Raw genomic sequence first — 21,149 nt, 5'->3', positions numbered from 1 at the left:
GACGACGCCGGACGAGCACGACCGCCGACTCGTGGGGCACGCGGAACGGCAGCAGGGTGCAGCCCCGCGCTGGCGGGCAGGACGGMGAGAGCGAGGGTGGCGGCGAGGGTCGCGCCGGCACGGGTCGAGGGCATGTGAGGTCCTTGAGGGGTCGTCGATGGCTGGCGCGCGGTCGGCCTGGCCACCGGCTCGACCGGTCAGCGCAGGGGGACCACGGAGGACTGCCAGGCGGGCGGACCCCGCCGCGGCACGACCGCGCGCCACCACTCGCCCCCGGTCCAGGGGGCTTCGACCGGCGTCGGCAGGACGGCGCGGGGCACGACGACAACCGGGGCCGCCGCGTCGGCGAACGGTCGCAGCCACGCCGCGAGCCACCACAGGGCGCGGTCGGCGCCGACGAGCACGAGAGCGGCCGCGAGGGTCGCGACGACGTGCAGCACGAGCATCGCCGACCCACCCAGCAGCGGCTGCGCCGCTCCGGCATCGGCGGTCGTGCACGACATCGCCATGCCGGCGTGGTGCGCGGAGGTCGGGCCGGACATGCACGCCATCGAGGTGAACAGGCTGAACGCCGAGTGCACCGCGAGCTGGCCCACGCCGAGCAGGGCCACGGCGCCGACGGGACCGAGCCGGCGCGCCGTCAGCGCCGCCGCCGCGGCCAGCGCGAGGGCGGTCAGGGTGACGAGGACGACGACCGGAGGGAGCCCGCCGCCGGCAAGCACGTGCGCGAGGGTCGCGAGCGCGACCGTCACCACGGCGACCATGCCGGCGCGCACGAGGCGCAGCGGGCCGGTCGCGGGAGCGGGCATTCAGCCACGGTAGCCGCCGGCACCGGCATCGCCCGCACCTGACGGATTCGCCGTGACCGGGAACACATCCCGGTGGCACGGTTGTTACCAACTTTCATGCGGGATGGTTGTCCTGCGCAATCACCTGAGGGTGTCGTACCCCTCCCGTAGCGTCGTCCGCCAGTGCAGTCGCCTCACGCGTCCCCCCGTCTGCCGAGAAGGTCCGATGTCCCAGCAGAGCACCACCGAACCCCCTGCCCAGACGAACGCCTCGACGTTCGTCCCGCCGACCCACCGCGAGATCCTCACGATCCTCGGCGGCCTGATGCTCGGCATGTTTCTCGCCGCGCTCGACCAGACCATCGTCGCGACGTCCATCCGCACCATCGGCGACGACCTCAACGGTCTGTCGCTGCAGGCCTGGGTGACCACGGCCTACCTGCTCACGGCCACGATCTCCACGCCGCTGTACGGCAAGCTCTCGGACATCTACGGCCGCAAGCCGCTGTACATGATCTCGATCTCGATCTTCGTGGTCGGGTCGCTGCTGTCCGGCACCGCCGACTCGATGTACCAGCTGGCGGTCTACCGCGGCATCCAGGGCCTCGGCGCCGGCGGCCTGATGGCGCTGGCCATCACGATCCTCGGTGACCTCGTCGCCCCGCGTGAGCGCGCCCGCTACCAGGGCTACTTCCTCGCCGTGTTCGGCGTGGCGTCCGTGCTCGGGCCGGTCGTCGGCGGCTTCTTCGCCGGCGCGGAGACCATCCTCGGCATCGACGGCTGGCGCTGGGTCTTCCTCATCAACGTGCCCATCGGCATCATTGCGATCCTCGTGATCTGGCGCGTGCTGCACCTGCCGCCGCTCAGGCGCGTCGACCACAAGATCGACTACCCCGGCGCGCTCGCCCTCATCGTCGCCCTGGTGCCGTTGCTGGTCGTCGCCGAGCAGGGCCGCATCTGGGGCTGGGACTCCACGCGGGCCATCTCCTGCTACGTCGTCGGCGTGCTCGGCATCGCGGCGTTCATCCTCGCGGAGCGGTACGCCAAGGCCGACGCGATCCTCCCGCTGTACCTGTTCCGGAACCGCACCTTCTCCGTCGGCGCCGGCGCCAACACCGTCATCGGCCTCGGCATGTTCGGCGGCCTCGCGACCCTGCCGCTGTACCTGCAGATCGTGAAGGGCCAGACCCCGACCGAGGCCGGCCTGACGCTCATCCCATTCACGCTCGGCATCATGGCGGGCTCGATCGTCGCGGGTCAGACCACCTCCCGGACCGGCCGCTACAAGATCTTCCCGGTGGCCGGCACGATCCTCATGGGCACGGGCGCCCTGCTGTTCTCCCGCCTCGAGTCCGGCACGACCCTGCCCTTCGTCTTCGCGGTCTCGGTCCTGTTCGGGCTGGGCCTCGGCTTCACCATGCAGCCGCTGGTGCTGGCCGTGCAGAACGCCGTGCAGGTGCGGGACATGGGCGTCGCGACGTCGTCGTCCCTGTTCTTCCGCCAGATGGGCGGCACGCTGGGGACCGCCGTGTTCCTGTCTGTGCTGTTCTCGACCGTGGGGGACAACATCGCGTCGGCCTTCCGCGCCGTGGCCAAGACGCCCGCGTTCCAGGCGGCGATCGCCGATCCCGCGGTCCAGGCTGATCCGGCGAACGCCCCGGTCCTGTCGATGCTGCAGCCCGGCGCTGGCGCGACGGTGCCGTCGCTCGACGACTCGTCGTTCATCAACAACCTCGACCCGCGGCTCGCGCAGCCGTTCCTCGACGGGTTCGCGCAGTCGGTGGACACCGTCCTGCTGCTGGCGGCATGCATCATGGCCGTCGGGGTGATCCTCACCGTGATGCTCCCCGAGCTGCCGCTGCGCAATGTGTCGGGCATCCAGGGCCGGTTCGACGACGACGCCGCCAAGGCGGCGGGCACGCCGCCCACGCAGGCTGCCGGTGCGACCGCCGTCGGCGGCGTCGCGGCCATCGTCGCCGACGACGCGGCGGTGACCCGCGCGAAGGCGTCGACGGACGCAGCCGCGGAGGGCGCCGACCACGCTCGACGAGAGGAGTCGGTCCGCGCCGACTGACACTCGACCCTCACCGACGACGGCCCGGCACGCACCTGCGCGCCGGGCCGTCGTCGCGTTTCCGCACGCAATCGGCGATCACCGGGCAGTCTTGGCCCAAGGATCCGTCGGAATAGTTCGAGAACGGTTGAACCTCGACGGCCCCCGGCTCGTGACACAGGTGACAGGCCCGAGCAGGTACCCCCACGGAGGTGGAGATGTCCGCGACGACGCAGGAGTTCCCGGCAGCACCGACCAGCGCGCACACCTGCGACGGATGTCTCGACCGCCGGCAGGTGATGGTCAGGGCGGGCCTGGTGACGATGGGCGTCGCCGCGGCCGGCGTCCTGGCCGCGTGCGGAGGCGGCGGCTCGGACACCCCGTCGGCGGCCGCGCCCGCGGCGGGCGAGCCGCTGGCGCAGGTGGCCGACATCCCCGTCGGCGGTGCGTTGTCCGCGACCGGCGCCGACGGCAAGCCGATCATCTTGCTGCAGCCCGAGGCGGGCACGGTCACCGCGGTGTCGGCGATCTGCACGCACCAGGGCTGCACGGTCGCACCCGACGGCGACGAGCTGAAGTGCCCGTGCCACGGATCGGTGTTCGACCTGACCGGCGGCAACGTCTCCGGCCCGGCACCGTCACCCCTGCCGCCGGTCGACGTGCACGTGAGCGACGGCGCCGTGCTCCCGGGGAAGGCCTGAGCCGTGATCGACACCCAGCGCCGGACGGCCACGCTGCTGCGGGTGCTCATCGCGATCTGCGTCGTGACCTCCGCGGTCGTGCACCTCTACCTCTGGCAGGACGGGATGAAGACGCTGGACGTCGTCGGTCCCGCGTTCCTGCTCAACGGGATCGGCGGCCTCGTGCTCGGCGTGCTGGTCCTGGTCTGGCGGCACTGGCTCCCGCTGCTCGGTGCCGTCGGCTTCGGTATCGCGACGCTGACGGCCTTCCTCATCTCGACGACGCCCGGCGGGTTCTTCGGGGTGCACGAGCGGTGGGTGGGCTGGGCCGTGTGGCTGTCGGCGATCTCTGAGATCGGCGCGATCGTGCTCGGCGTCGCGGCGCTGCTGGCGGAGCGGAACCGGACGGCCGTCAGCACCGGTTCGCGCTGAGGCCTACTCGAACAGGCGGCGATACCGCGACGCCCAGCACAGGGCCTCGCTCGCTCGGTCGTCGATCCACGGGTAGGTCGTGCGGATCCGACGGGTGAACGCCGGCACGAGACTGAAGTTCTCCGCGTCGTCCTTGCTGAGCTCGATCGAGTCGGCCACCTCGTTGATGCGCTCGACGAGAGCGACGAGCTCGGGAGCTCGATCGGGGGCGACCAGCGCCCGGACGGCGTCGGGTCGCCGCTCGGGGCGATCGGTCTCGCCACGCCCCACGTAGACGACCAGCGCCCGATCGACGGTGTCGTCGTCGAAGCCCTCAACGGCGATAGACATGGATCACCTTTCCAGTGGCGGCGTCGATCACCGTGACGGAGGAGACGTCCGGGTTGCGGATGAGCGTCGGCAGCTCGTGCTCGTTCCACACCGACGTGGGTCGCACCTCGCCGAGGACCGCCCGCACATCTCCGGACGCGTGGGCCGCGAGCTCGGTCGAGACGGCCCGCCACGTCTCGATCGTCCTGATGTCGGACCAGTCAGTGGGCATCCGGTCGGCCAGACCGCGCTGCTCGAGGAGCTGCTCGAGGGTCGACCCGTGCGTGCTCTCCGTGAGCGCCCTCGCCCCGTTCATCGCGCCGTCCTTGACCTCGACGCCGTCGACGACGACCCTCCCCGACCAGAACGTCGCGGCATCCCGCGGCGTCGCCGGGTCGAGCGCCGAGAGGATCGAGTCGTCGACGAGCGAGCGGTCGATGGGCACAGGCGGAGGCAGGTGGGGGAACGGCTCCGGTGGCGGGAGCAGGTCGTTCCCGCGGCTGCGCGGGGTGGGTCCGTCGGGCACCTTGGCGCCGGGGAGCTTGCCGCGCACGCCGGAGGCCAGGCGGCGCAGGACGTCTTGGAGGGCCTCGAGCAGGTTCTTCAACGACTTCGCCGACGAGACCACGTCGGTCACCGAGCGGCCCACCTTGGTGGCCAGCGAGGACACCCGGGTGGAGACCTGCCCCACGATCACCGGCGTCGCCAGACCCAGCGTGAACACCGCCTCGGCCGCCCAGGAGATGATCGACCCGACCAGCGACGCCAACGTGTCCCGCACCAGGTCGTGCACCACCTGCACCACCATCGCGCAGGTCTTGAGCGCACCGCCGATCGCCGACGCCGAACTGCCCGTGGCCCGGATCCGGTCCGCCAACCCGTCCGCGTACGCGCTGTACGCCGAGATGGACGACCCGGTCATCGCCTCCAGGTCCGCCCGCACCACCCGCGTCAGCTCGTCGCCGGCCGCACCCATCGCGTCCGCGACGTTCTGCCACGTCCCGGCCAACCCGAGCACCGCACCGGGATCGCCCGTCAGGTCGTCCAACCAGCCCTTCAGCGGTTCCAGGTGCTCCATCAACCAGCCCAGCCCGGCGCCGATCAACGACCCCAACGGGTCGATCACCGTCGCCGCGACATCCAGCGCGGCACCGACCCCGGCCAACCCGGCCGCGACCCACGACCCCGACTCCAACGACGAGCACAGGTCCGTGACCGACTCCAGCACGCCCGCGCCACCGAACGCCGTGGACGTGTCGACCGGACCCGCGACCAGCGGGTTCGCCGTCACCGGTCGAGGACCTTCCCGATGCCGTGCAGCAGCTGCTCCACGCGCTCGTCGACCTGCTCGAACGACCGGGCCATCGACCCGAGCTCCCGGACGACACCGTCCGACGCCTCGTGCATCGCAGCCAGCGCCTCGCGCGCCGCCGAGTCCACGCCGCCCACGATCGCCGGCAGGAACGAGCAGAGCACCCCGAACGCCCCGCCGTGCAGGTCCGTCGCCCCGGTCGCCGACTGCGCCGTGCGCACGTCGCCGGCCACCTGCTCCACCCGCGCGCCGTGCCGGCGCAGCACGTCGGTGTCGACCTCGAAGCCCCCGCTCATGCCCAGCGCGCCTCGATCTCGTCGCGGAGATGCGTGCTGATCGAGGAGCCCTCGCCGTACGCGTCGTCCGTCACCGCGACCGCCCGCCGTCCCGCATCCCGACCGGCGGCCTTCACGGTCTCGCGGATCAGCGCCGCCAGGTCGGCGGGACGCAGCCTCATCGCGGCGTCGTCGATGACGAGGTCCGTGAGCTGCCCGGTCGCGTCGACCTCGACGTCCACCTCGCCGCGCGGGCTGCGCGCCCGTCCGCGGACCCGGTCGATCGAGGCCTTGACCTCGGCCGCCCGCTCGGCACGCTCCTGGGCCTGCGCGATGTCCTGCTGGACCCGTGCCAGGGCGGCGTCGGGGTCGTCGTAGAACGCTGTCACGCCCGGCAGCCTAGCCACGAACCCGACAGACCGGGCGGCGGATCCACCGATCGGCCCATCGCGCTCACGCCCCGTCGAGCAGGCGCCGCTCGTACGCTGCGACCACCTGCGCGGGGCTCCAGTCCTCCGTGCCGACGGCCTGGGCGCGGCCGACGTACGGTCCCCGCCCGCGCTCGGCGCCGAGCCAGCACGCCTCGTCGAGGAAGACCGCCCGCGCCTGCGCGAACGACGGCGACGCGAAGAGGGTCCGGGTCACGCCCATGTCCGTGTAGAGCACGAGGAAACCGTCGGGCGAGCCGTCGAACAGGATGCACTCGGACCCGTGCTTCGGGCTGACGAGCGCGACGGCGAAGTCCTCGCCGTCCAGCAGGTCGTTGTCGAGGGCGTCGGCGCGCAGCTCGTCCCGCTGGTCGTTCACAGCGGCTCCTCGACGAGGATCCGGAACCGACGCAGGTCGCGGACCGTGATCGACGAGCCGTTGGTGTCGAGGAACCGGTAGACCGTCGCGCCGCCCGGCTGCTCGAACCAGGGCGCGGCGACGGACTCCTCGAGCTGCACGAGACCGTCGACCACCAGCGGGTTCGTGGTGTCGACGCGGTACGCGTGCCGCGCGGTCTCCCGCTTGTCCGGCGGCATCGAGCGCGTGCCCAAGCTCGTGTCGCGCGCGTGCAGCTGGTCGCCGCGCTCGTAGCCGATCCGGTCGAGCCGCAGGTCGTCGTCCACGGTCAGCCGCCGCACGGTGACGGGGGCCGGGTCGTCGGGCCATCGCCACGTCGCAAAACCGTTCATCCCCGGAGTGTCACACGCGCGGACGCCGTCAGCCCCACACGAGCCCGTGCGACGGGTCGTGCAGCACGCGCGCGACGTCGGCCAGCACCTGCGAGCCCAGCGCGCCGTCGACCAGGCGGTGGTCGAAGCTCAGCGCCAGCTGCGTGACATGGCGGATCCGGATCTTCCCCTTGTGCACCCACGGCTGCTCGCGGATGGCGCCGAAGGCCAGGATCGCGGCCTCGCCCGGGTTGAGGATCGGCGTGCCCGTGTCGATGCCGAACACCCCGACGTTGGTGATCGTGATGGTGCCGTCGGACATGTCCGCCGGTGTGGTGCGACCCGCGCGGGCGGTCGAGGTGAGCTCGGCCAGCGCGCCCGCGAGTTCCTTGAGCGTGAGCCGGTGCGCGTCCTTGATGTTCGGCACGACGAGTCCGCGGGGGGTCGCCGCCGCGATGCCGAGGTTGATGTAGTGCTTGTAGACGATCTCCTGCGAGCCCTCGTCCCAGCTGCCGTTGATCTCGGGGTGCCGCCGCACGGCCAGCATCAGCGCCTTCGCGGCGATGAGCAGCGGCGTGACGCGCACGTCGGAGAACTCGCGGTCCGCCCGCAGGCGCTCGACGAGCTTCATCGTCTTGGAGACGTCGACCGTGTGGAAGACCGTGACGTGCGGGGCGGTGAACGCGCTGGTCACCATGGCCTCAGCGGTCCGCTTGCGCACCGACTTCACAGGCACGCGGGTCTGGCGACCGTCCGAGGACACCGTGCCGCTGGCCAACCAGGGCGCGTCGTCGCCGGGGTAGGTGGCCAGGGTGCGGGCCTCGGCCTGGGCCGCGCGGCCGAGCACGTCCTCACGGGTCACGATGCCGCCCGGACCGGTCGGCGTGATCGAGTCGAGGTCGACGCCCAGCTCGCGGGCGAGCTTGCGGACCGGCGGCTTGGCCAAGGCGTGCCGGGTGGCCTCGCGCTGCGACGCGGTCGCGGTCGCGGCCGCGGACGTCGGTGCCGGCGACCCGTCGGCGGTGCGGTCCCGACGGCCCGTGCCGGTCTCGGCCAGCCCGTAGCCGACGAGCACCGCCTCGCGGGCGGCGGGCTCAGCGGGTTCCGCAGGTGCCGGTGCGGGCTGCTCGACCGCACGGGCCGGCCTGGCTGCCTCGATCTCGTCGGAACCCCCGGGTTCGACGCCCGCGTGCCGGTTCCCGCCGCCCGCCGACGAACGGTGTCCGTGCTCGATGGCGCCACCGGTCGGCGCAGCCGGCGCGGACGCCGGCGCCCCCGACGGGTCGGTGTCGACCTCGATGATCGGCGTGCCCACGTCGACGGTCTGCCCCGGCTCGACGAGGATCCGGGTCACGACGCCGGCCCACGGGCTCGGCAGGTCGACCAGCGACTTCGCAGTCTCGATCTCGACGATCGTCTGGTTGACGGCGACCGTGTCACCGACGGCGACGTGCCACGCGACGATCTCGGCCTCGGTCAGGCCCTCGCCCGCGTCCGGGAGCGGGAACTGCTGGAAGGTCGGCACGGCGGGTCTCCTCAGAAGGCCAGCGAGCGGTCGACGGCGTCGAGGACGCGGTCGAGCCCGGGCAGGTAGTCGTGCTCGATCTTGGCGACGGGGTACGGCATGTGGAACCCGCCGACGCGCAGCACGGGCGCCTCGAGGTGGAAGAAGCACTCCTCGGTGATGCGCGCGGCCACCTCGGCGCCGGTGCCGTACAGCACGGGCGCCTCGTGCACCACGATGCAGCGACCCGTCCTGCGGACCGACGCGGCGACCGTCGCGGTGTCGAGCGGGCTGAGCGTGCGCAGGTCCACGACCTCGACGCTGGTGCCCTCGGCGGCCGCCGTCTCGGCCGCCTTCAGCGCGGTCTGCACGGTCGGGCCGTACGCGACGACGGTGACGTCGGTGCCCGGGCGGAGCACCTTGGCGGTGTCGAGCGCGGGGTGCGGGGCGTCGATGGCGGCGTCGACGTCCACCTCGCCCTTCTCCCAGTACCGGCCCTTGGGCTCGAAGAACAGGACAGGGTCCGGCGACGCGATGGCCTGCTGGATCATCGAGAACGCCTCGGTCGGCGACGACGGGCTGATCACCCGCAGGCCCGCGGTGTGCGCGAACAGGGCCTCGGGCGACTCGCTGTGGTGCTCGACCGCGCCGATGCCGCCGCCGTACGGCACGCGGATGACGACCGGCAGCGTGAGCCGGCCGCTCGACCGGTAGTGCATCTTGGCCAGCTGGGTGGTGATCTGGTCGAACGCCGGGAAGATGAACCCGTCGAACTGGATCTCGCACACCGGCCGGTAGCCGCGCAGCGCCAGGCCGATCGCGGTGCCGACGATGCCGGACTCGGCCAGCGGGGTGTCGACCACCCGGTCGCCGCCGAAGTCCTTCTGCAGCCCGTCGGTGACCCGGAACACGCCGCCGAGCGCGCCGATGTCCTCGCCCATGAGCAGCACCTTCGGGCTCTGCTCGAGCGCCTTGCGCAGGCCCAGGTTGATCGCCTTGGCGAACGTCATGGTGGTCATCGGTGGCTCGCCTCACTCGAGTTGCCGGAGTCGAGGAACGACGCTTCGTAGGCCTCGAACCATGCGCGCTCGGACTCCACGACCGCGTGCGGTGTCGCATAGACGTGCTCGAACATCGACGCGGCCGACGGGCGGCCCATGCCGCGGACGGTCGTGCGGATCCGCTCACTGAGGGCATCGCCCTCGGCCGCCAGCTCGTCGAGGAACGTCTGCGGCAGCTCGCCGCGGTCCTCGAGGTGCAGCCGCAGGCGATCGATCGGGTCGCGCTGGCGCCAGTACTCCTCCTCCGCCGCCGAGCGGTACCGGCTCGGGTCGTCGGAGGTGGTGTGGGCGCCCATCCGGTACGTGTAGGCCTCGATGAACGTGGGCCCGCCGCCCGACCGCGCCCGCTCGAGCGCCTCGGCGGTCACCGCGTACGTGGCCAGGACGTCGTTGCCGTCGACGCGCACGCTCGGGATGCCGAACCCCGCGCCGCGGTCGGCCAACGGGACCCGGGACTGCCGGCTGGTGGGCTCCGAGATCGCCCACTGGTTGTTCTGGCAGAAGAAGACGACCGGCGCGTTGTTGACCGCCGCGAACACGAGCGCCTCGTTGACGTCGCCCTGCGAGGTCGAGCCGTCGCCGAAGTACGTGACCACGGCGGAGTCGCGCGCCGGGTCGCCCGAGCCGACGGCGCCGTCGCGCTGCAGGCCCATCGCGTAGCCGGTGGCGTGCAGCGTGTGCGAGCCGATGACCAGCGTGTACAGGTGGAAGCCGTGCGCAAGCGGGTCCCAGCCCCCGTGGTCGATGCCGCGGAACAGCCGCAGGACCTCCGCCAGGTCGACGCCGCGGGTGTGCGCGACGCCGTGCTCGCGGTAGCTGGGGAACACCTGGTCCTGGGGCGCCAGCGCACGACCGGAGCCGATCTGCGCGGCCTCCTGTCCCAGGCTCTGCGCGAAGAGGGCGAGCTCGCCCTGCCGCTGCAGCGACGTCGCCTCGTTGTCGAAGCGGCGGACCAGCACCATGTCGCGGTACAGGCCGCGCAACGCCTCGGCGTCGAGATGCGCGATCCGGGGGTCGTAGTCGGGGTGGGCCGTGCGCTGACCGGCGGGGGTCAGCAGCTGCACGAGACCGTCGTCGGTCAGGGGGCCGTTCGGGACCACGCGGTTCTCCTTCGCGTGCAGCGGCGGGGCCGCTCGGGGTGGTGGCAACTGTCAGTCGTTCGTAACCTACGTTAGCGTAGGCTACGGCACCGTAGGTTGGCCGGAAGGACCTTGACAAGACCCGGCGAGCACCCTTGTGGACTGTCTACGCCCGCCGCCACCGACACGGAACGCTCAGCGCGCGAGCCACTCCGCGGCCACCTCGAGCAGCAGATCGGTCGCCTCGGGCTCCCCGACGCTCACCCGCACGCCGTCGCCCTGGAAGGGCCGCACGAGCACGCCGGCCCGTCCGGTCCGCTCCGCGAACGCCGCGGCGTGGTCGCCCAGCGGGAGCCAGACGAAGTTCGCCTGGCTGTCGGGCACGTCCCAGCCCTGCCTCCGCAAGCCTGCGAGAAGCCGAGCGCGTTCGACGACGATCGCGTCGACCCTGGTCATCAGCTCGGACGTCGCGCGGAGCGACGCGAGCGCGGCCAGCTGGCCGACGTGCGACACGCCGAACGGGGTCGACGCTGCGCGGATCCCCGCAGCCAGCCGCGGCCGGGCAACCGCGTAGCCCACCCGCAGGCCGGCCAGGCCGAATGCCTTGGAGAACGTCCGCAGGAGCACGACGTTGGGGTGGTCGGCGAACACCGCCAGGCCGTCGGGGGCGTCGGGGTCGCGGACGAACTCGACGTAGGCCTCGTCGAGGACGACGAGCACGTCCTTGCGGACCGCGTCGAGGAAGGTCGCCAGCTCGTCGGCGTGCACGGCCGGGCCGGTCGGGTTGTTCGGGGTGCACACCAGCACGACCTTGGTCAGCGGCGTCACGGCGGCGGCCATCGCCTCGAGGTCGAGCCGCCCGTCGTCGCCCACCGGCACGTGCACGCCCACCGCGCCCGCCAGCGTGACCGCGATCGGGTACGCCTCGAACGAGCGCCAGGGCACGACGACCTCGTCGCCGGGCTCGCACACGGCGGACAGGACGTGGCCCAGCACGGCGACCGAGCCGCAGCCGGTCACCACGTTCTCGGGGGCCACCCCGAGCGACGCCGCGATCGCTCCGGTCAGCTCGGTGGCGTACATGTCCGGGTACCGGTTGACGTCCTCGGCGGCGTCGGAGATCGCCATCACCACCGAGGGCAGGGGCGGGTACGGGTTCTCGTTGGACGAGAGCTTGTACGCGGCCGCACCGACCGGGACGCGAGCCCCGGGGACGTACGGCGGCAGGTCGGACAGGGCCTGACGCAGGGGGACGCGAGTCACGGGCTCAGCATGCCACCGCCCGGCGGATCCACCCGGGTCCGCGGATCGACCGGACGGGACCAATCCGGCAGCGTGCCGTATTCCGCCCGGGAAGGTCGGTGGCAGGATCGGCGTATGGCCTTCCTCGTCCGCGTCCTCATCAACGGCGTCGCCATCTGGCTCGCCACGCTGATCCTGCCCGGCCTCTCGATCGTCGGCGCCGACACCGGCTGGCAGCAGCTCGCGATCATCCTGCTCATCGCGCTGGTGTTCGGGATCGTCAACGCGATCGTCAAGCCGATCGTCGCGATCCTGTCGATCCCCCTCTACATCCTCACGCTCGGACTGTTCACCATCGTGGTCAACGCCCTCATGCTCATGCTCACGGCGTGGATCACGGAGGCGACCAGCTGGGGCCTGCGGATCGACAACTTCGGCGTGGCCTGCTGGGCCGGCATCATCATCGCGATCGTGAGCCTGGTCCTCTCCATCCTGGTCCCGGGCGGCGGCGGCCGGGTCCAGTACACGTCGTCGACGACCGAGATCACCTACTAGGCCACAGCCGCGGTGGCTGCTCCGCGACGAGAGAGTCGTCGCGCGTGGCCTGGAACTGCCGCGTGACCGCGGTCGTGCCGGACGGGCCGAGGACCGACCCGGCCGCGGCGTCGAACGAGCGCATGCCGGGGCTCCCCGCGAGCTCGCGGTCCGCGAGCGTCGCCGTCTCGACGTAGCGCGCCACGGAGTGGGCCTCCAGCGGCGTCGGGACGTCCGGCCCGCCCGTCGACCCGAGCTCGCGCGTGACCACGGTGACGTGCGCTCCCGCGGCGTCGGGCACCCCGTCCAGCTGCGGCACGGCGTCCTCCCCGTGCCGGTAGTGCCGGACCTCGACGCCCGCGGGCGCGGGGCGGGGGATGTCCGGGGTGCCCGCTGTCGCGATCGCGCGGACCGTGTACGCGCCGCCGACGGCGGCGGCCACCGACATCGCCACCATGCCGCCCTGGCTGTGACCGGCCAGCATCACGGGCTCGTCCGCGCCGATGCCGGACAGCCGCATGACCTCGAGGACGGCGTCCGTCATGTCGTCGGGCAGCCCGGCGAGCAGCCGGCCGTTGGTGGTGAGATCCATCGGCGTGCTCGCGTCGAGGTTCCAGCTCTCGGTGCCGGGGATCTCGACCACCCACGCCCGCGAGCCGTCGGGGTGCGTGAGCTGCTGCACCGAGATGACGCCCTGCGGCGTGCCCGGCAGCCCGGTCTCGGTGGTCCCGGAGTAGCTGCGCGCCACGTTCTCCAGCACGTCGGCCGTCGTCCGCGGAGCGGGGAGCTGCGGCGGTGCGGCGCGGACGAGCAGCGCCGTCGGCCGGGCAGCCGGGAGCGGCCCGAACAGGGTCGCGGCCCCGCCGGCCACCGGCCGCAGCGTCGGCACCTGCGTGCCCCCGCGCAGCGAGTGGACGAACCCACCGACCGCGAGGATCGCCAGCTCGGCCCGGCCGTCGGCCGTGAGCCGGCCGGGCAGGTCGGCCACCGCCGGGCGCGCGGCCCGGACCAGCGCGGGAAGCACCGGGTCCGGCCTCCMGAGCAGCAACGAKCGAGCCGCGCTGCCGGCCACGACACTGCCGACGCCCACCGCCRCGAGCGCCGCCGCGCCGACGCCGAGCACTGCCGCGACCAGCGGCGTCTCCCCTAGCCGCCCCGCGGCGGTGATCACCAGCCCGCGGAGCACCCGGTGCGCGGCCGACTCCGCCCCCGCGTACAGCTCGATCACCMGGCGAAGCGCGGCCACGAGCCGCCGCAGCAGGTCGGCGGCACGCCACGCCGACGCCCGCCCGTCCCGCACCACCGCCAGCGCGTGCCGCGCCTCGGCGGCCGCCGGGCTCAGCCCGTCGCACGCCTGGGCCGCGCGCGTGAGGTACCAGGCCGCGGCATCGAGCCGGTCCGCAGCCGCGGCCAGGCGGCGAGACACGAAGCCGAGCTCCTCCAGGTCGACGACGGTGGGTCCGGGCCCACCGGCAACGCGAAATCCGTCGCTCACCTGCCTCCCGTCCCGAGCGCGGGACGAGCGTCCGCGTCGGCCACCGCCACCGGGCGCAGCGCCGCCTCGATCCCCGCTCTGACGTCTCGGACGCTCGCCTCGGCCTCGTCGACCGCAGCGCGGAACCTGTCCGCAGCGCCCGACTGCCACGACACCTGGGCCGCCCCGCGCAGCAGGCGGTGCGCGGCGGTCACCTCGTCCAGCGCCCGCAGCACCTCGGGGGTCCCTCGCTCGATCTCCATGGCGGCGACGCTACCGAGCGCGAGGAACGTCGAACGGCGTCCGTGACGAGTCCGTGGACCGAGCGAGCTCGTGCGGGGGCTGGGGGCGGCTCGGCCGCTACGCCGAGGGCCGCGGCAGCAGCGCCGCCGCGACGGCGATCGCCGCTACCAGCGCCAGCCCGCGCCAGACGTCGCCCTCGCCGAGCGACGTCCCGGCCAGCAGCAGGGCCGCCACCGTGAGCACCTGCGCGCCGACCTGCACCCTCGCGACGTCCCGCAGCCCGCGGGAGAGCACGGCACCCTCCACGCGCGTCCGCCACGATGTCCGCGCTGCGACCGCCGCGGTCCAGAGGGTCAGGTGCACCAGGAGCACCAGGAGCATGACGGCGACGAGGGCGGGCGGGTCGCCCACGACCAGCCGCGTCGCCGCGACGAGGACGACCAGCGCGGCGAGCCCGAGTCCCGGCAGCACCACGGTGGCGCCGACGAGCACGACGAACACGGCGACGAGCGCCGCGGGCGGCGCGGGTCCGGTGCCGACGAACGCGGCCACGAGGGTCGCGGCGCACAGGACCCCGAGCGCCGCACGGATCGCCCAGGCGGGCACCGGGCGGACCAGGTCGAGCGTGACCTCGGGGGCGGCCGTCATCGCGACGCCCCCGCCCGCCGCTGCGCCCGCCGCGCCAGGGACGCGAAGGCGATCGTCGGCGCCTCCCGCCAGCTCACCAGCTCGATGTCGAGGTCGGCCAGGTCCGCCAACCGGTCCTCGCGGGCGATCCGGATCAGCCGCATCGCGAGCTTCTCGCGATCCCCGAGCTGCCGCTCCCTGAGCGTGGGCAGCACGTCGACCGCGACGACCCGGTGGCCCGCGCGCCGCCAGACCGAGGCCACCTGCGCGGCCTCGTCGTCGAGGAACGTCGAGAAGAGGACGACCAGCGCGCCCGACGGGACCTGCGGCGCGCGCAGCCGACGCATCGGGTCGCCCTCCGGCCGGGTCAGCGCGAGCGCGTGCCGGATGCGGTCCAGCTGCCGCCGCCCTCCGCCGGGGGGCAGGGGGCGCCGGAGCGCACCGAGGTCGTCGAGTCCCACCCGGTCGCCGAGCCCGAGGTACCCCTGCGCGACGGAGGCCGCGGCCTGCCGGGCGAGGTCGAGCGAGGTCGGGTCCTCGGCGCGCGGCGGGGTCGAGCCACGCCACGTCTTCGGGTCGGGCCCGACGTCGTCGCGCGAGTCCACCACGAGGACCACGACGGCCTCCGCGAGCGCGTGCTCGCGCCGGACGTAGAGCTCGTGCAGGTCAGGGGCGCGCCGGGCGGTCACCCGCCAGTCGATCCGTCGCAGGCGGTCACCGGGAGCGAACGGGTGGACATCCCGCAGGCCGCCGCCCTCGCCGGGCCGGCGCGACTCGTGCGCGCCGGTGAGCCCGCGCAGGCGCGGCGGCAGCGGCAGGTCCCCGAGCKGGCGCGGCGCGGGGAGCACGAGGGCGGTGCGCGACACGGCCGGCGTCGGCTCGGACACGCTGGCGGCCCCGGKGCCGACGCCCTGCACGTCGACGAACGCGACCTCCTGCGGTCCGGTGCGCACGGTGCGGACGACGAGCGGGAGCGTCCGGGAGCCGTCGACGAGCACCCAGGCCTCCGCGAGCTCGCGCACACCGCGGCGGACGCCCACCAGCGCGGTGCCGGGCGACGTGACGACGGCCTCCGCCCGCAGGGTCCCCGCGTCGGCCGGCGCCGATGACGGCACCAGGCGCACGGTGGGGTCGACCGCGGGCCGACGCCGCCAGTCCCACACGCCGGCGACCAGCGGCGCGGCACCGAGCACGGCGACGTCGGGCCGCCCGAGCAGCGCGCCGACGACCAGGAGCACGACGCCGACGACGACCCCGGCGGCCGTCGCCCGCGCGCGCACCCAGGTCATGGGCGTCGCGCCGTCGTCGGGCCCGCCACCCGCTTCAGGACGTCCGTGACGACGCCCTGCGGCGCGGTGCCCGTCGCCCACGCCTGCGGGGTGAGCGACAGCCGGTGCGCGAGCGCGGGGACCGCGACGGCCTTGACGTCCTCGGGGGTGACGTAGTCCCGGCCGGAGAGCACGGCCATCGAGCGCGCGACGAGCACGAGCGCCTGCGACCCGCGCGGTGACGCCCCGACCTCGACCGCGTCGTGCGCCCGGGTGGCCGCGGCGAGGTCCACGCAGTACCGCAGGATGTCGCCCTCGACGGTGACGCCCTCGACGCCGGCCTGCATCGCGCGCAGCGTGGCGGCGTCGACGATCGTCCGCACCGTGCCCACCTCCTGCCGGCGCGCCAGCCGCCGCGAGAGCACGTCGACCTCGCCGTCGCGGTCCGGGTACCCGACGGCGATGCGGACCATGAACCGGTCGAGCTGCGCTTCCGGCAGCGGGTAGGTGCCCTCGTACTCCACGGGGTTGGACGTGGCGACCACGTGGAACGGGTCCGGCAGCGGGTACGTCGTGCCGTCCACCGTGACCTGGCGCTCGGCCATCGCCTCGAGCAGCGCCGACTGCGTCTTCGGGGCGGTCCGGTTGATCTCGTCGGCGAGCAGCAGGCCTGCGAACACCGGTCCGGGCCGGAACGCGAACGACGCGGTCGCGGGGTCGAAGACGCTGGACCCGGTGATGTCGGACGGCAGGAGGTCCGGCGTGCACTGCACCCGCCGGAACGCCAGCCCGAGCGCCGTGGCCAGGCTGCGCGCCGCGAGCGTCTTGCCCAGGCCGGGCACGTCCTCGAACAGCACGTGACCTCCGCCGAGCACCGCGGCGAGGGCGATCTTCAGGGGTTCCTTCATGCCGACGACGAGGGTCGCGACCTCGTCGAGCACCGCGCTCCCGCGGTCCGCGACCTGCGAGACGGTCAGGGGGGTGAGCTGCTCGGTCATGGCTGGGGGCTCCCGGGGTCGGTGTCATCGTCAACAGGCGCACTGCGCCGTGGTCCTAGGCGGTCGAGCACGTCGAGGGTGTGGCGGACGTCGGCCACCGTCGGCAGCGGCGACGTCGTGCGGGTCAGGGTGCGCAGCGCGCGGGTGCCCAGGAGCTGCTCGGCCCCGGGGTCGCTCAGCGCCAGACCGTGCCGGGCGAGCCGGCGGCCGGCCACCTCGCGCAGCCGGCGCAGCACGCGCTCGCCGATCCGGCCGTCGCGCCCGACCATCGCCCAGGCCAGGTCCTGCACCTCGCCCCGAGCACCGTGCCGGCGGGCGGAGCGCTCGCGGTCCCAGCCCGGGTCCGGGGTCCCGTCCAACCGCGTGAACAGCAGGACTCCGGCCGCGACGACCAGCCCGAGCAGCACGGACGTCCGGACGCTCAGCCCGGCGGCCCAGGCGGCGGCGATGCCGACGAGGAACCCCACGACCGGACGCCACTCCCGCCTCATGAGCCCTCCGCCGGTCGGCCCAGGTCGTCCGCGATCGCCGCGAGGCTCGACCGCGCGGTGGCGACGTCGGCCGCCGTGAGCACGTGCTCGGAGTACCGCGCGGCGAGGTAGAGCTCGAGCAGCGCGCGGGTGGCCCCGGGGTCGGCTCGCGTGGCATCGAGGACCTCGACGGTGAACTCCGTCGCGGTCTGCGCACGGTCCCGCACCAGCCCGCTGCGTTCCGCGGAAGCCTCCAGCGCCACCCACGCCGCGATCACGGCGTCGCCCGGTGGTACCTCGTCCTCGAGCACCTGCGCGGCGCGCCGGACCCCCTCGCGCAGGGCCGGGGTCGCGCTGTCCAGCACCTCGCCGCTCAGCTCCACGTCCGGCGTCGCCACGTCGAGCTCGTACGGCGCCCGCCGCTCGCGCATCGCCCGGATGCGCCTGACCAGCACGGCCACCGCGATCACCAGCAGCGCGCCGAGCACCGCGATGACCAGCAGGTAGATCCAGCGCTGCGCCACCATGGGCATCCGCACCTCGTCGAGCCCGGTCTCCTCCGGGAGCGGCGTGCTCGTGATGACCGGCGGCGCGAACGACGGGATCTCGAACGCCCCACCGCCGTTGCCCCGCTGCCACAGCCGGAACGGCCCCGCGAGCGCGGCGCCCAGCACGGCCACGGCCACGAACGCACCGACCAGCAGCACCGCACCCGGCCTGCGCCCCTGCGTCGCCACCTGGCTCCTCGTCGTCGGCACCGACGACCACCGTCGGTGCGGACAGGCTACTGATCCCGGCCCGACGAGACGCCTGCACGCGACCGAGCGGCCCCTGGGATGATGCGGGCATGTCCTCCCGCGTCAGCCTTGCCGATGTCACGCCCCCCATCGCCCTCGGCCCCCTCGACGGTCGCTACCGCGCGGCGGTGGCGCCGCTGGTCGACCACCTGAGCGAGGCGGCCCTCAACCGCGAGCGGGTGCACGTCGAGGTCGAGTGGCTGATCCACCTGACGACGAACGCCGTCGTCCCCGGTGCACCGCGCCTGACGGACGAGGACATCACCTACCTGCGCGCGGTCGTGGACACCTTCGGTCCCGACGAGGTCGCCGAGCTGGCCGCGATCGAGAAGATCACCGTGCACGACGTGAAGGCCGTCGAGTACTTCCTCAAGAGCCGGCTGAGCGCCGCGCCCGAGGGCTCCGCGCTGCACCAGGTGGGCGAGCTGGTCCACTTCGCGTGCACCAGCGAGGACATCAACAACCTGTCGTACGCGCTGATGGTCCGCGGCGCCGTGCAGCAGGTGTGGGCGCCGGCCGCGGGCGCGCTGGTCGACCAGGTCGCCGCGCTCGCGCACGAGCTGAAGGACCAGCCGATGCTGGCCCTCACACACGGTCAGCCGGCCACGCCGACGACGCTCGGCAAGGAGCTCGCGGTCCTGGCGCACCGGCTCCGTCGGCAGCTGCGACGGATCGCGTCCGACGAGTACCTGGGCAAGCTCAACGGGGCGACCGGCACGTACGGCGCGCACGTCGTCGCCGTGCCGGGCGCGGACTGGCCGGCGGTCAGCAAGGCGTTCGTCGAGCACCTGGGCCTGACCTGGAACCCGCTCACCACGCAGATCGAGTCGCACGACTGGCAGGCCGAGCTCTACGCCGACGTCGCGCGGTTCAACCGCGTGCTGCACAACCTGGCGACCGACGTGTGGACCTATATCTCGCGCGGCGTCTTCATCCAGATCCCGGTCGCCGGCGCGACAGGCAGCTCGACCATGCCGCACAAGGTCAACCCGATCCGGTTCGAGAACGCCGAGGCCAACCTCGAGCTGTCGTCGGCCCTGCTGGACACGTTGGCGTCGACGCTGGTGACCAGCCGCCTGCAGCGCGACCTCACGGACTCGACCACGCAGCGCAACATCGCCCCCGCGTTCGGCCACTCGCTGCTCGCCATCGACAACGTGGCCCGCGGGCTGCGCGCGCTGTCCGTCGACACGGTCCTGCTGGCGCGCGAGCTCGACGAGAACTGGGAGGTGCTGGGCGAGCCAGTCCAGTCCGCGATGCGCGCCGCCTCCGTCGCCGGTGTGACCGGCATGGAGAACCCGTACGAGCGGCTCAAGGAGCTGACCCGGGGCCGCCGGCTGACGGCCGCGGACATGCGCGAGTTCATCGGTGGCCTCGGGCTTCCCGACGACGTCGCGGCGCGCCTCGCGGCCCTCACGCCGGCGTCGTACACGGGTCTGGCGGACGACCTCGTCGCGTACCTGGAGTCCTGAGCAGGCCAGTTACACCCGGAACCCGGAAGGCGCTACCCGGCGCTGCTCCGAACGGGTGAACGAACGGCGCTCGCACCCCATCTTCTGCCGACTGTCGAGCAGAAGAGGAAGCGCTTCGACGGGACCGCTCTCAGGGGACCTGACCTGCGACTTCACACCGCCGGGTGGCGACTCCTGGACAGGTGCCCTATAGGCCCTGCACAATCGTGCACCGAGCCGCCTGAATCCTCCGGTTCACCCGATTCCTGGCAAGGATGCCCATCGTGACGCTCATGCAGAAGGCGATCACGCCAGCGCTCACCCGCGCTCACCTCACCGCGGGCCATGACCGCCTGGCGGGATACGTGGTCCGTGCCGAAGACGTCGCCTTTGCGACGACCCCGGCACAGCTGTTCGAGGTGCACGGACTGGGGTACGAGGGCTCGCCGTTCAGCCCGTACGACCGCTCGATCGACGTGCTCCGCTTCGAGTCGTCGCCGCAGCTGCAGTACCGCGACGTCCCCGGCTACATCCTCCCGCTGTGGTGGCTCCGCCACTCCCGCATCCCCCCGGGCGCCGAGCTCGTCCGCATCTACGACGACGGCACCTCGACGCTGCTGGCCCGCTACGGCGACGTCGGCGCCGGCTGGACGGTCACGCAGCTGGGTGCCCCCCGCCCGTCGCTCGCGTCGCTGTCGCGCTGCGTCGGCCCGGTCGCCAAGTGGCACGGCGCCTACCTCGAGGCCGACGTGGTCGACGGCGGCAACACCGTCGTCCTCGCCCTGGCCAACCCACCGCTCGCCGAGACCGGCTTCCACCAGTCGCCGTCCGGGCGCTGGTACCGCCGCGTGGCCCGCGAGGACGTCACCGAGCTGTTCGAGCTGGACCTGACGGCCCGCTGGAACGGCCTGCACGTCCGCGTGGTCGACCAGTGGCAGGACGCGCAGCGCTACGTGGTCGCGCGGATCTCGCACCTCGGTGACGACATCGAGCGCGCCGAGCGCCTGCACCTCGACCGGGTCGAGGCCGGCGTCTACGAGGGCATCGTCTACGCCGCCGAGCTCACCGACATCCAGACCAACCAGGTGGTTCCGCACACCTGGGCCCCCGGGCCTGCCGCTACCCAGCAGCAGGTGGTGCGCTCCTGAGCGCAGCTCCCGAGGGTTCCCGAACCAGGGTCACGCCAACGGCGTCGTGATCCTCACGGGACGCGTGCCGGGCCTGGCCCTCCCCCCCGTCCAGGCCCGGCACGCTCTTTCGTCCGCAGCCCGACCTTGCCGTCAGCGCGCGTCGGTCACCAGCGCGGGCACGGGGATCGAGGCCAGCTCCGCCAGCGCGGCCGCGTACGTCGTCGCGTCGCCGGCGCGGGCCGCCTCGCGCGCGCGGACCGTCGGG

Annotated in this window: 24 protein-coding genes; 6 read left to right on the top strand and 18 right to left on the bottom strand. The window is 73.5% G+C overall.

Going from position 1 to position 21,149, the window contains the following annotated elements; genetic code table 11:
* Positions 1–197 precede the first annotated feature (197 nt).
* Positions 198–809, bottom strand: a complete 612-nt coding sequence (locus AC1DYZ_RS06760) for a hypothetical protein (protein ID WP_477064441.1) — start codon at positions 807–809, stop codon at positions 198–200.
* A gap of 205 nt (positions 810–1,014) precedes the next feature.
* Here AC1DYZ_RS06760 and AC1DYZ_RS06755 point away from each other — a divergent pair, with 205 nt between their 5' ends.
* The 3 genes from AC1DYZ_RS06755 to AC1DYZ_RS06745 all read left to right on the top strand — a co-directional run bounded on the left by AC1DYZ_RS06755 (position 1,015) and on the right by AC1DYZ_RS06745 (position 3,953).
* Positions 1,015–2,862, top strand: coding sequence for an MDR family MFS transporter (locus AC1DYZ_RS06755; protein WP_477064440.1), 1,848 nt, complete (start codon positions 1,015–1,017; stop codon positions 2,860–2,862).
* A gap of 197 nt (positions 2,863–3,059) precedes the next feature.
* Positions 3,060–3,542, top strand: a complete 483-nt coding sequence (locus AC1DYZ_RS06750) for a QcrA and Rieske domain-containing protein (RefSeq protein ID WP_477064439.1) — start codon at positions 3,060–3,062, stop codon at positions 3,540–3,542.
* A gap of 3 nt (positions 3,543–3,545) precedes the next feature.
* Positions 3,546–3,953, top strand: a complete 408-nt coding sequence (locus AC1DYZ_RS06745) for a hypothetical protein (RefSeq protein ID WP_477064438.1) — start codon at positions 3,546–3,548, stop codon at positions 3,951–3,953.
* 3 nt (positions 3,954–3,956) lie between these two features.
* Here AC1DYZ_RS06745 and AC1DYZ_RS06740 read toward each other — a convergent pair whose 3' ends face one another.
* The 10 genes from AC1DYZ_RS06740 to hisC form a co-directional block, all read right to left on the bottom strand.
* Positions 3,957–4,283, bottom strand: a complete 327-nt coding sequence (locus tag AC1DYZ_RS06740; RefSeq protein ID WP_477064437.1) for a hypothetical protein — start codon at positions 4,281–4,283, stop codon at positions 3,957–3,959.
* Positions 4,267–5,553: a hypothetical protein gene (locus AC1DYZ_RS06735; protein WP_477064436.1), complete on the bottom strand. Its 1,287-nt coding sequence runs from the start codon at positions 5,551–5,553 to the stop codon at positions 4,267–4,269. The genes AC1DYZ_RS06740 and AC1DYZ_RS06735 overlap by 17 nt, the downstream gene beginning before the upstream one ends.
* Positions 5,550–5,870 (bottom strand): type VII secretion target, encoded by a 321-nt coding sequence (locus AC1DYZ_RS06730; RefSeq protein WP_477064435.1) that lies wholly within the window; start codon positions 5,868–5,870, stop codon positions 5,550–5,552. Before AC1DYZ_RS06730 ends, AC1DYZ_RS06735 begins: the two co-directional genes overlap by 4 nt.
* The gene (locus AC1DYZ_RS06725; RefSeq protein WP_477064434.1) at positions 5,867–6,238 is read right to left on the bottom strand and encodes a YbaB/EbfC family nucleoid-associated protein; all 372 of its coding nucleotides are present in this window, start codon (positions 6,236–6,238) and stop codon (positions 5,867–5,869) included. The genes AC1DYZ_RS06730 and AC1DYZ_RS06725 overlap by 4 nt, the downstream gene beginning before the upstream one ends.
* Before the next feature lie 64 nt (positions 6,239–6,302).
* Positions 6,303–6,656, bottom strand: a complete 354-nt coding sequence (locus AC1DYZ_RS06720) for a hypothetical protein (RefSeq protein WP_477064433.1) — start codon at positions 6,654–6,656, stop codon at positions 6,303–6,305.
* Complete coding sequence (locus AC1DYZ_RS06715; protein WP_477064432.1) at positions 6,653–7,027, bottom strand: TNT domain-containing protein; 375 nt, start codon at positions 7,025–7,027, stop codon at positions 6,653–6,655. Before AC1DYZ_RS06715 ends, AC1DYZ_RS06720 begins: the two co-directional genes overlap by 4 nt.
* A gap of 28 nt (positions 7,028–7,055) precedes the next feature.
* Positions 7,056–8,531 (bottom strand): dihydrolipoamide acetyltransferase family protein, encoded by a 1,476-nt coding sequence (locus AC1DYZ_RS06710; protein ID WP_477064431.1) that lies wholly within the window; start codon positions 8,529–8,531, stop codon positions 7,056–7,058.
* 11 nt (positions 8,532–8,542) lie between these two features.
* On the bottom strand, positions 8,543–9,529 hold the full coding sequence (locus AC1DYZ_RS06705; protein WP_477064430.1) for an alpha-ketoacid dehydrogenase subunit beta: 987 nt from the start codon (positions 9,527–9,529) through the stop codon (positions 8,543–8,545).
* A complete protein-coding gene (pdhA, locus tag AC1DYZ_RS06700; RefSeq protein WP_477064429.1) occupies positions 9,526–10,671 on the bottom strand; it encodes a pyruvate dehydrogenase (acetyl-transferring) E1 component subunit alpha in 1,146 nt (381 codons plus the stop codon). The genes AC1DYZ_RS06705 and pdhA overlap by 4 nt, the downstream gene beginning before the upstream one ends.
* Positions 10,672–10,845: 174 nt before the next feature.
* Positions 10,846–11,913, bottom strand: a complete 1,068-nt coding sequence (gene hisC / locus AC1DYZ_RS06695) for a histidinol-phosphate transaminase (RefSeq protein WP_477064428.1) — start codon at positions 11,911–11,913, stop codon at positions 10,846–10,848.
* Positions 11,914–12,027: 114 nt separating this feature from the next.
* Between hisC and AC1DYZ_RS06690 the strand changes: the two genes are divergently transcribed.
* Positions 12,028–12,447 (top strand): phage holin family protein, encoded by a 420-nt coding sequence (locus tag AC1DYZ_RS06690; RefSeq protein WP_477064427.1) that lies wholly within the window; start codon positions 12,028–12,030, stop codon positions 12,445–12,447.
* Here the strand turns inward: AC1DYZ_RS06690 and AC1DYZ_RS06685 are convergent.
* The 7 genes from AC1DYZ_RS06685 to AC1DYZ_RS06655 all read right to left on the bottom strand — a co-directional run bounded on the left by AC1DYZ_RS06685 (position 12,437) and on the right by AC1DYZ_RS06655 (position 18,264).
* Positions 12,437–13,921 carry a lipase family protein gene (locus AC1DYZ_RS06685; RefSeq protein ID WP_477064426.1) on the bottom strand — a complete coding sequence of 495 codons (1,485 nt, stop codon included), beginning with the start codon at positions 13,919–13,921 and terminating at the stop codon, positions 12,437–12,439. The two genes, AC1DYZ_RS06690 and AC1DYZ_RS06685, sit on opposite strands and share 11 nt — an antisense overlap.
* Entirely contained in the window at positions 13,918–14,163 is a 246-nt protein-coding gene (locus AC1DYZ_RS06680; protein WP_477064425.1) for a hypothetical protein, read from the bottom strand. The genes AC1DYZ_RS06685 and AC1DYZ_RS06680 overlap by 4 nt, the downstream gene beginning before the upstream one ends.
* Positions 14,164–14,260: 97 nt before the next feature.
* Positions 14,261–14,791, bottom strand: a complete 531-nt coding sequence (locus AC1DYZ_RS06675; protein WP_477064424.1) for a hypothetical protein — start codon at positions 14,789–14,791, stop codon at positions 14,261–14,263.
* Positions 14,788–16,059 (bottom strand): DUF58 domain-containing protein, encoded by a 1,272-nt coding sequence (locus tag AC1DYZ_RS06670; protein ID WP_477064423.1) that lies wholly within the window; start codon positions 16,057–16,059, stop codon positions 14,788–14,790. Before AC1DYZ_RS06670 ends, AC1DYZ_RS06675 begins: the two co-directional genes overlap by 4 nt.
* Positions 16,056–17,036, bottom strand: coding sequence for an AAA family ATPase (locus tag AC1DYZ_RS06665; protein ID WP_477064422.1), 981 nt, complete (start codon positions 17,034–17,036; stop codon positions 16,056–16,058). Before AC1DYZ_RS06665 ends, AC1DYZ_RS06670 begins: the two co-directional genes overlap by 4 nt.
* Positions 17,033–17,527, bottom strand: a complete 495-nt coding sequence (locus AC1DYZ_RS06660; protein ID WP_477064421.1) for a hypothetical protein — start codon at positions 17,525–17,527, stop codon at positions 17,033–17,035. Before AC1DYZ_RS06660 ends, AC1DYZ_RS06665 begins: the two co-directional genes overlap by 4 nt.
* Positions 17,524–18,264 carry a DUF4129 domain-containing protein gene (locus AC1DYZ_RS06655; RefSeq protein WP_477064420.1) on the bottom strand — a complete coding sequence of 247 codons (741 nt, stop codon included), beginning with the start codon at positions 18,262–18,264 and terminating at the stop codon, positions 17,524–17,526. The genes AC1DYZ_RS06660 and AC1DYZ_RS06655 overlap by 4 nt, the downstream gene beginning before the upstream one ends.
* An 89-nt stretch (positions 18,265–18,353) precedes the next feature.
* On the opposite strand from AC1DYZ_RS06655, the gene purB reads away from it, so the two are divergent.
* A complete protein-coding gene (gene purB / locus AC1DYZ_RS06650; RefSeq protein ID WP_477064419.1) occupies positions 18,354–19,775 on the top strand; it encodes an adenylosuccinate lyase in 1,422 nt (473 codons plus the stop codon).
* A gap of 272 nt (positions 19,776–20,047) precedes the next feature.
* Positions 20,048–20,902: a hypothetical protein gene (locus AC1DYZ_RS06645; RefSeq protein WP_477064604.1), complete on the top strand. Its 855-nt coding sequence runs from the start codon at positions 20,048–20,050 to the stop codon at positions 20,900–20,902.
* The last annotated feature ends 247 nt before the right edge of the window (positions 20,903–21,149 follow it).

The sequence above is a fragment of the Cellulomonas sp. P1_C4 genome, assembly GCF_056406355.1.
This window is presented reverse-complemented; position numbering and strand designations above follow the sequence as displayed.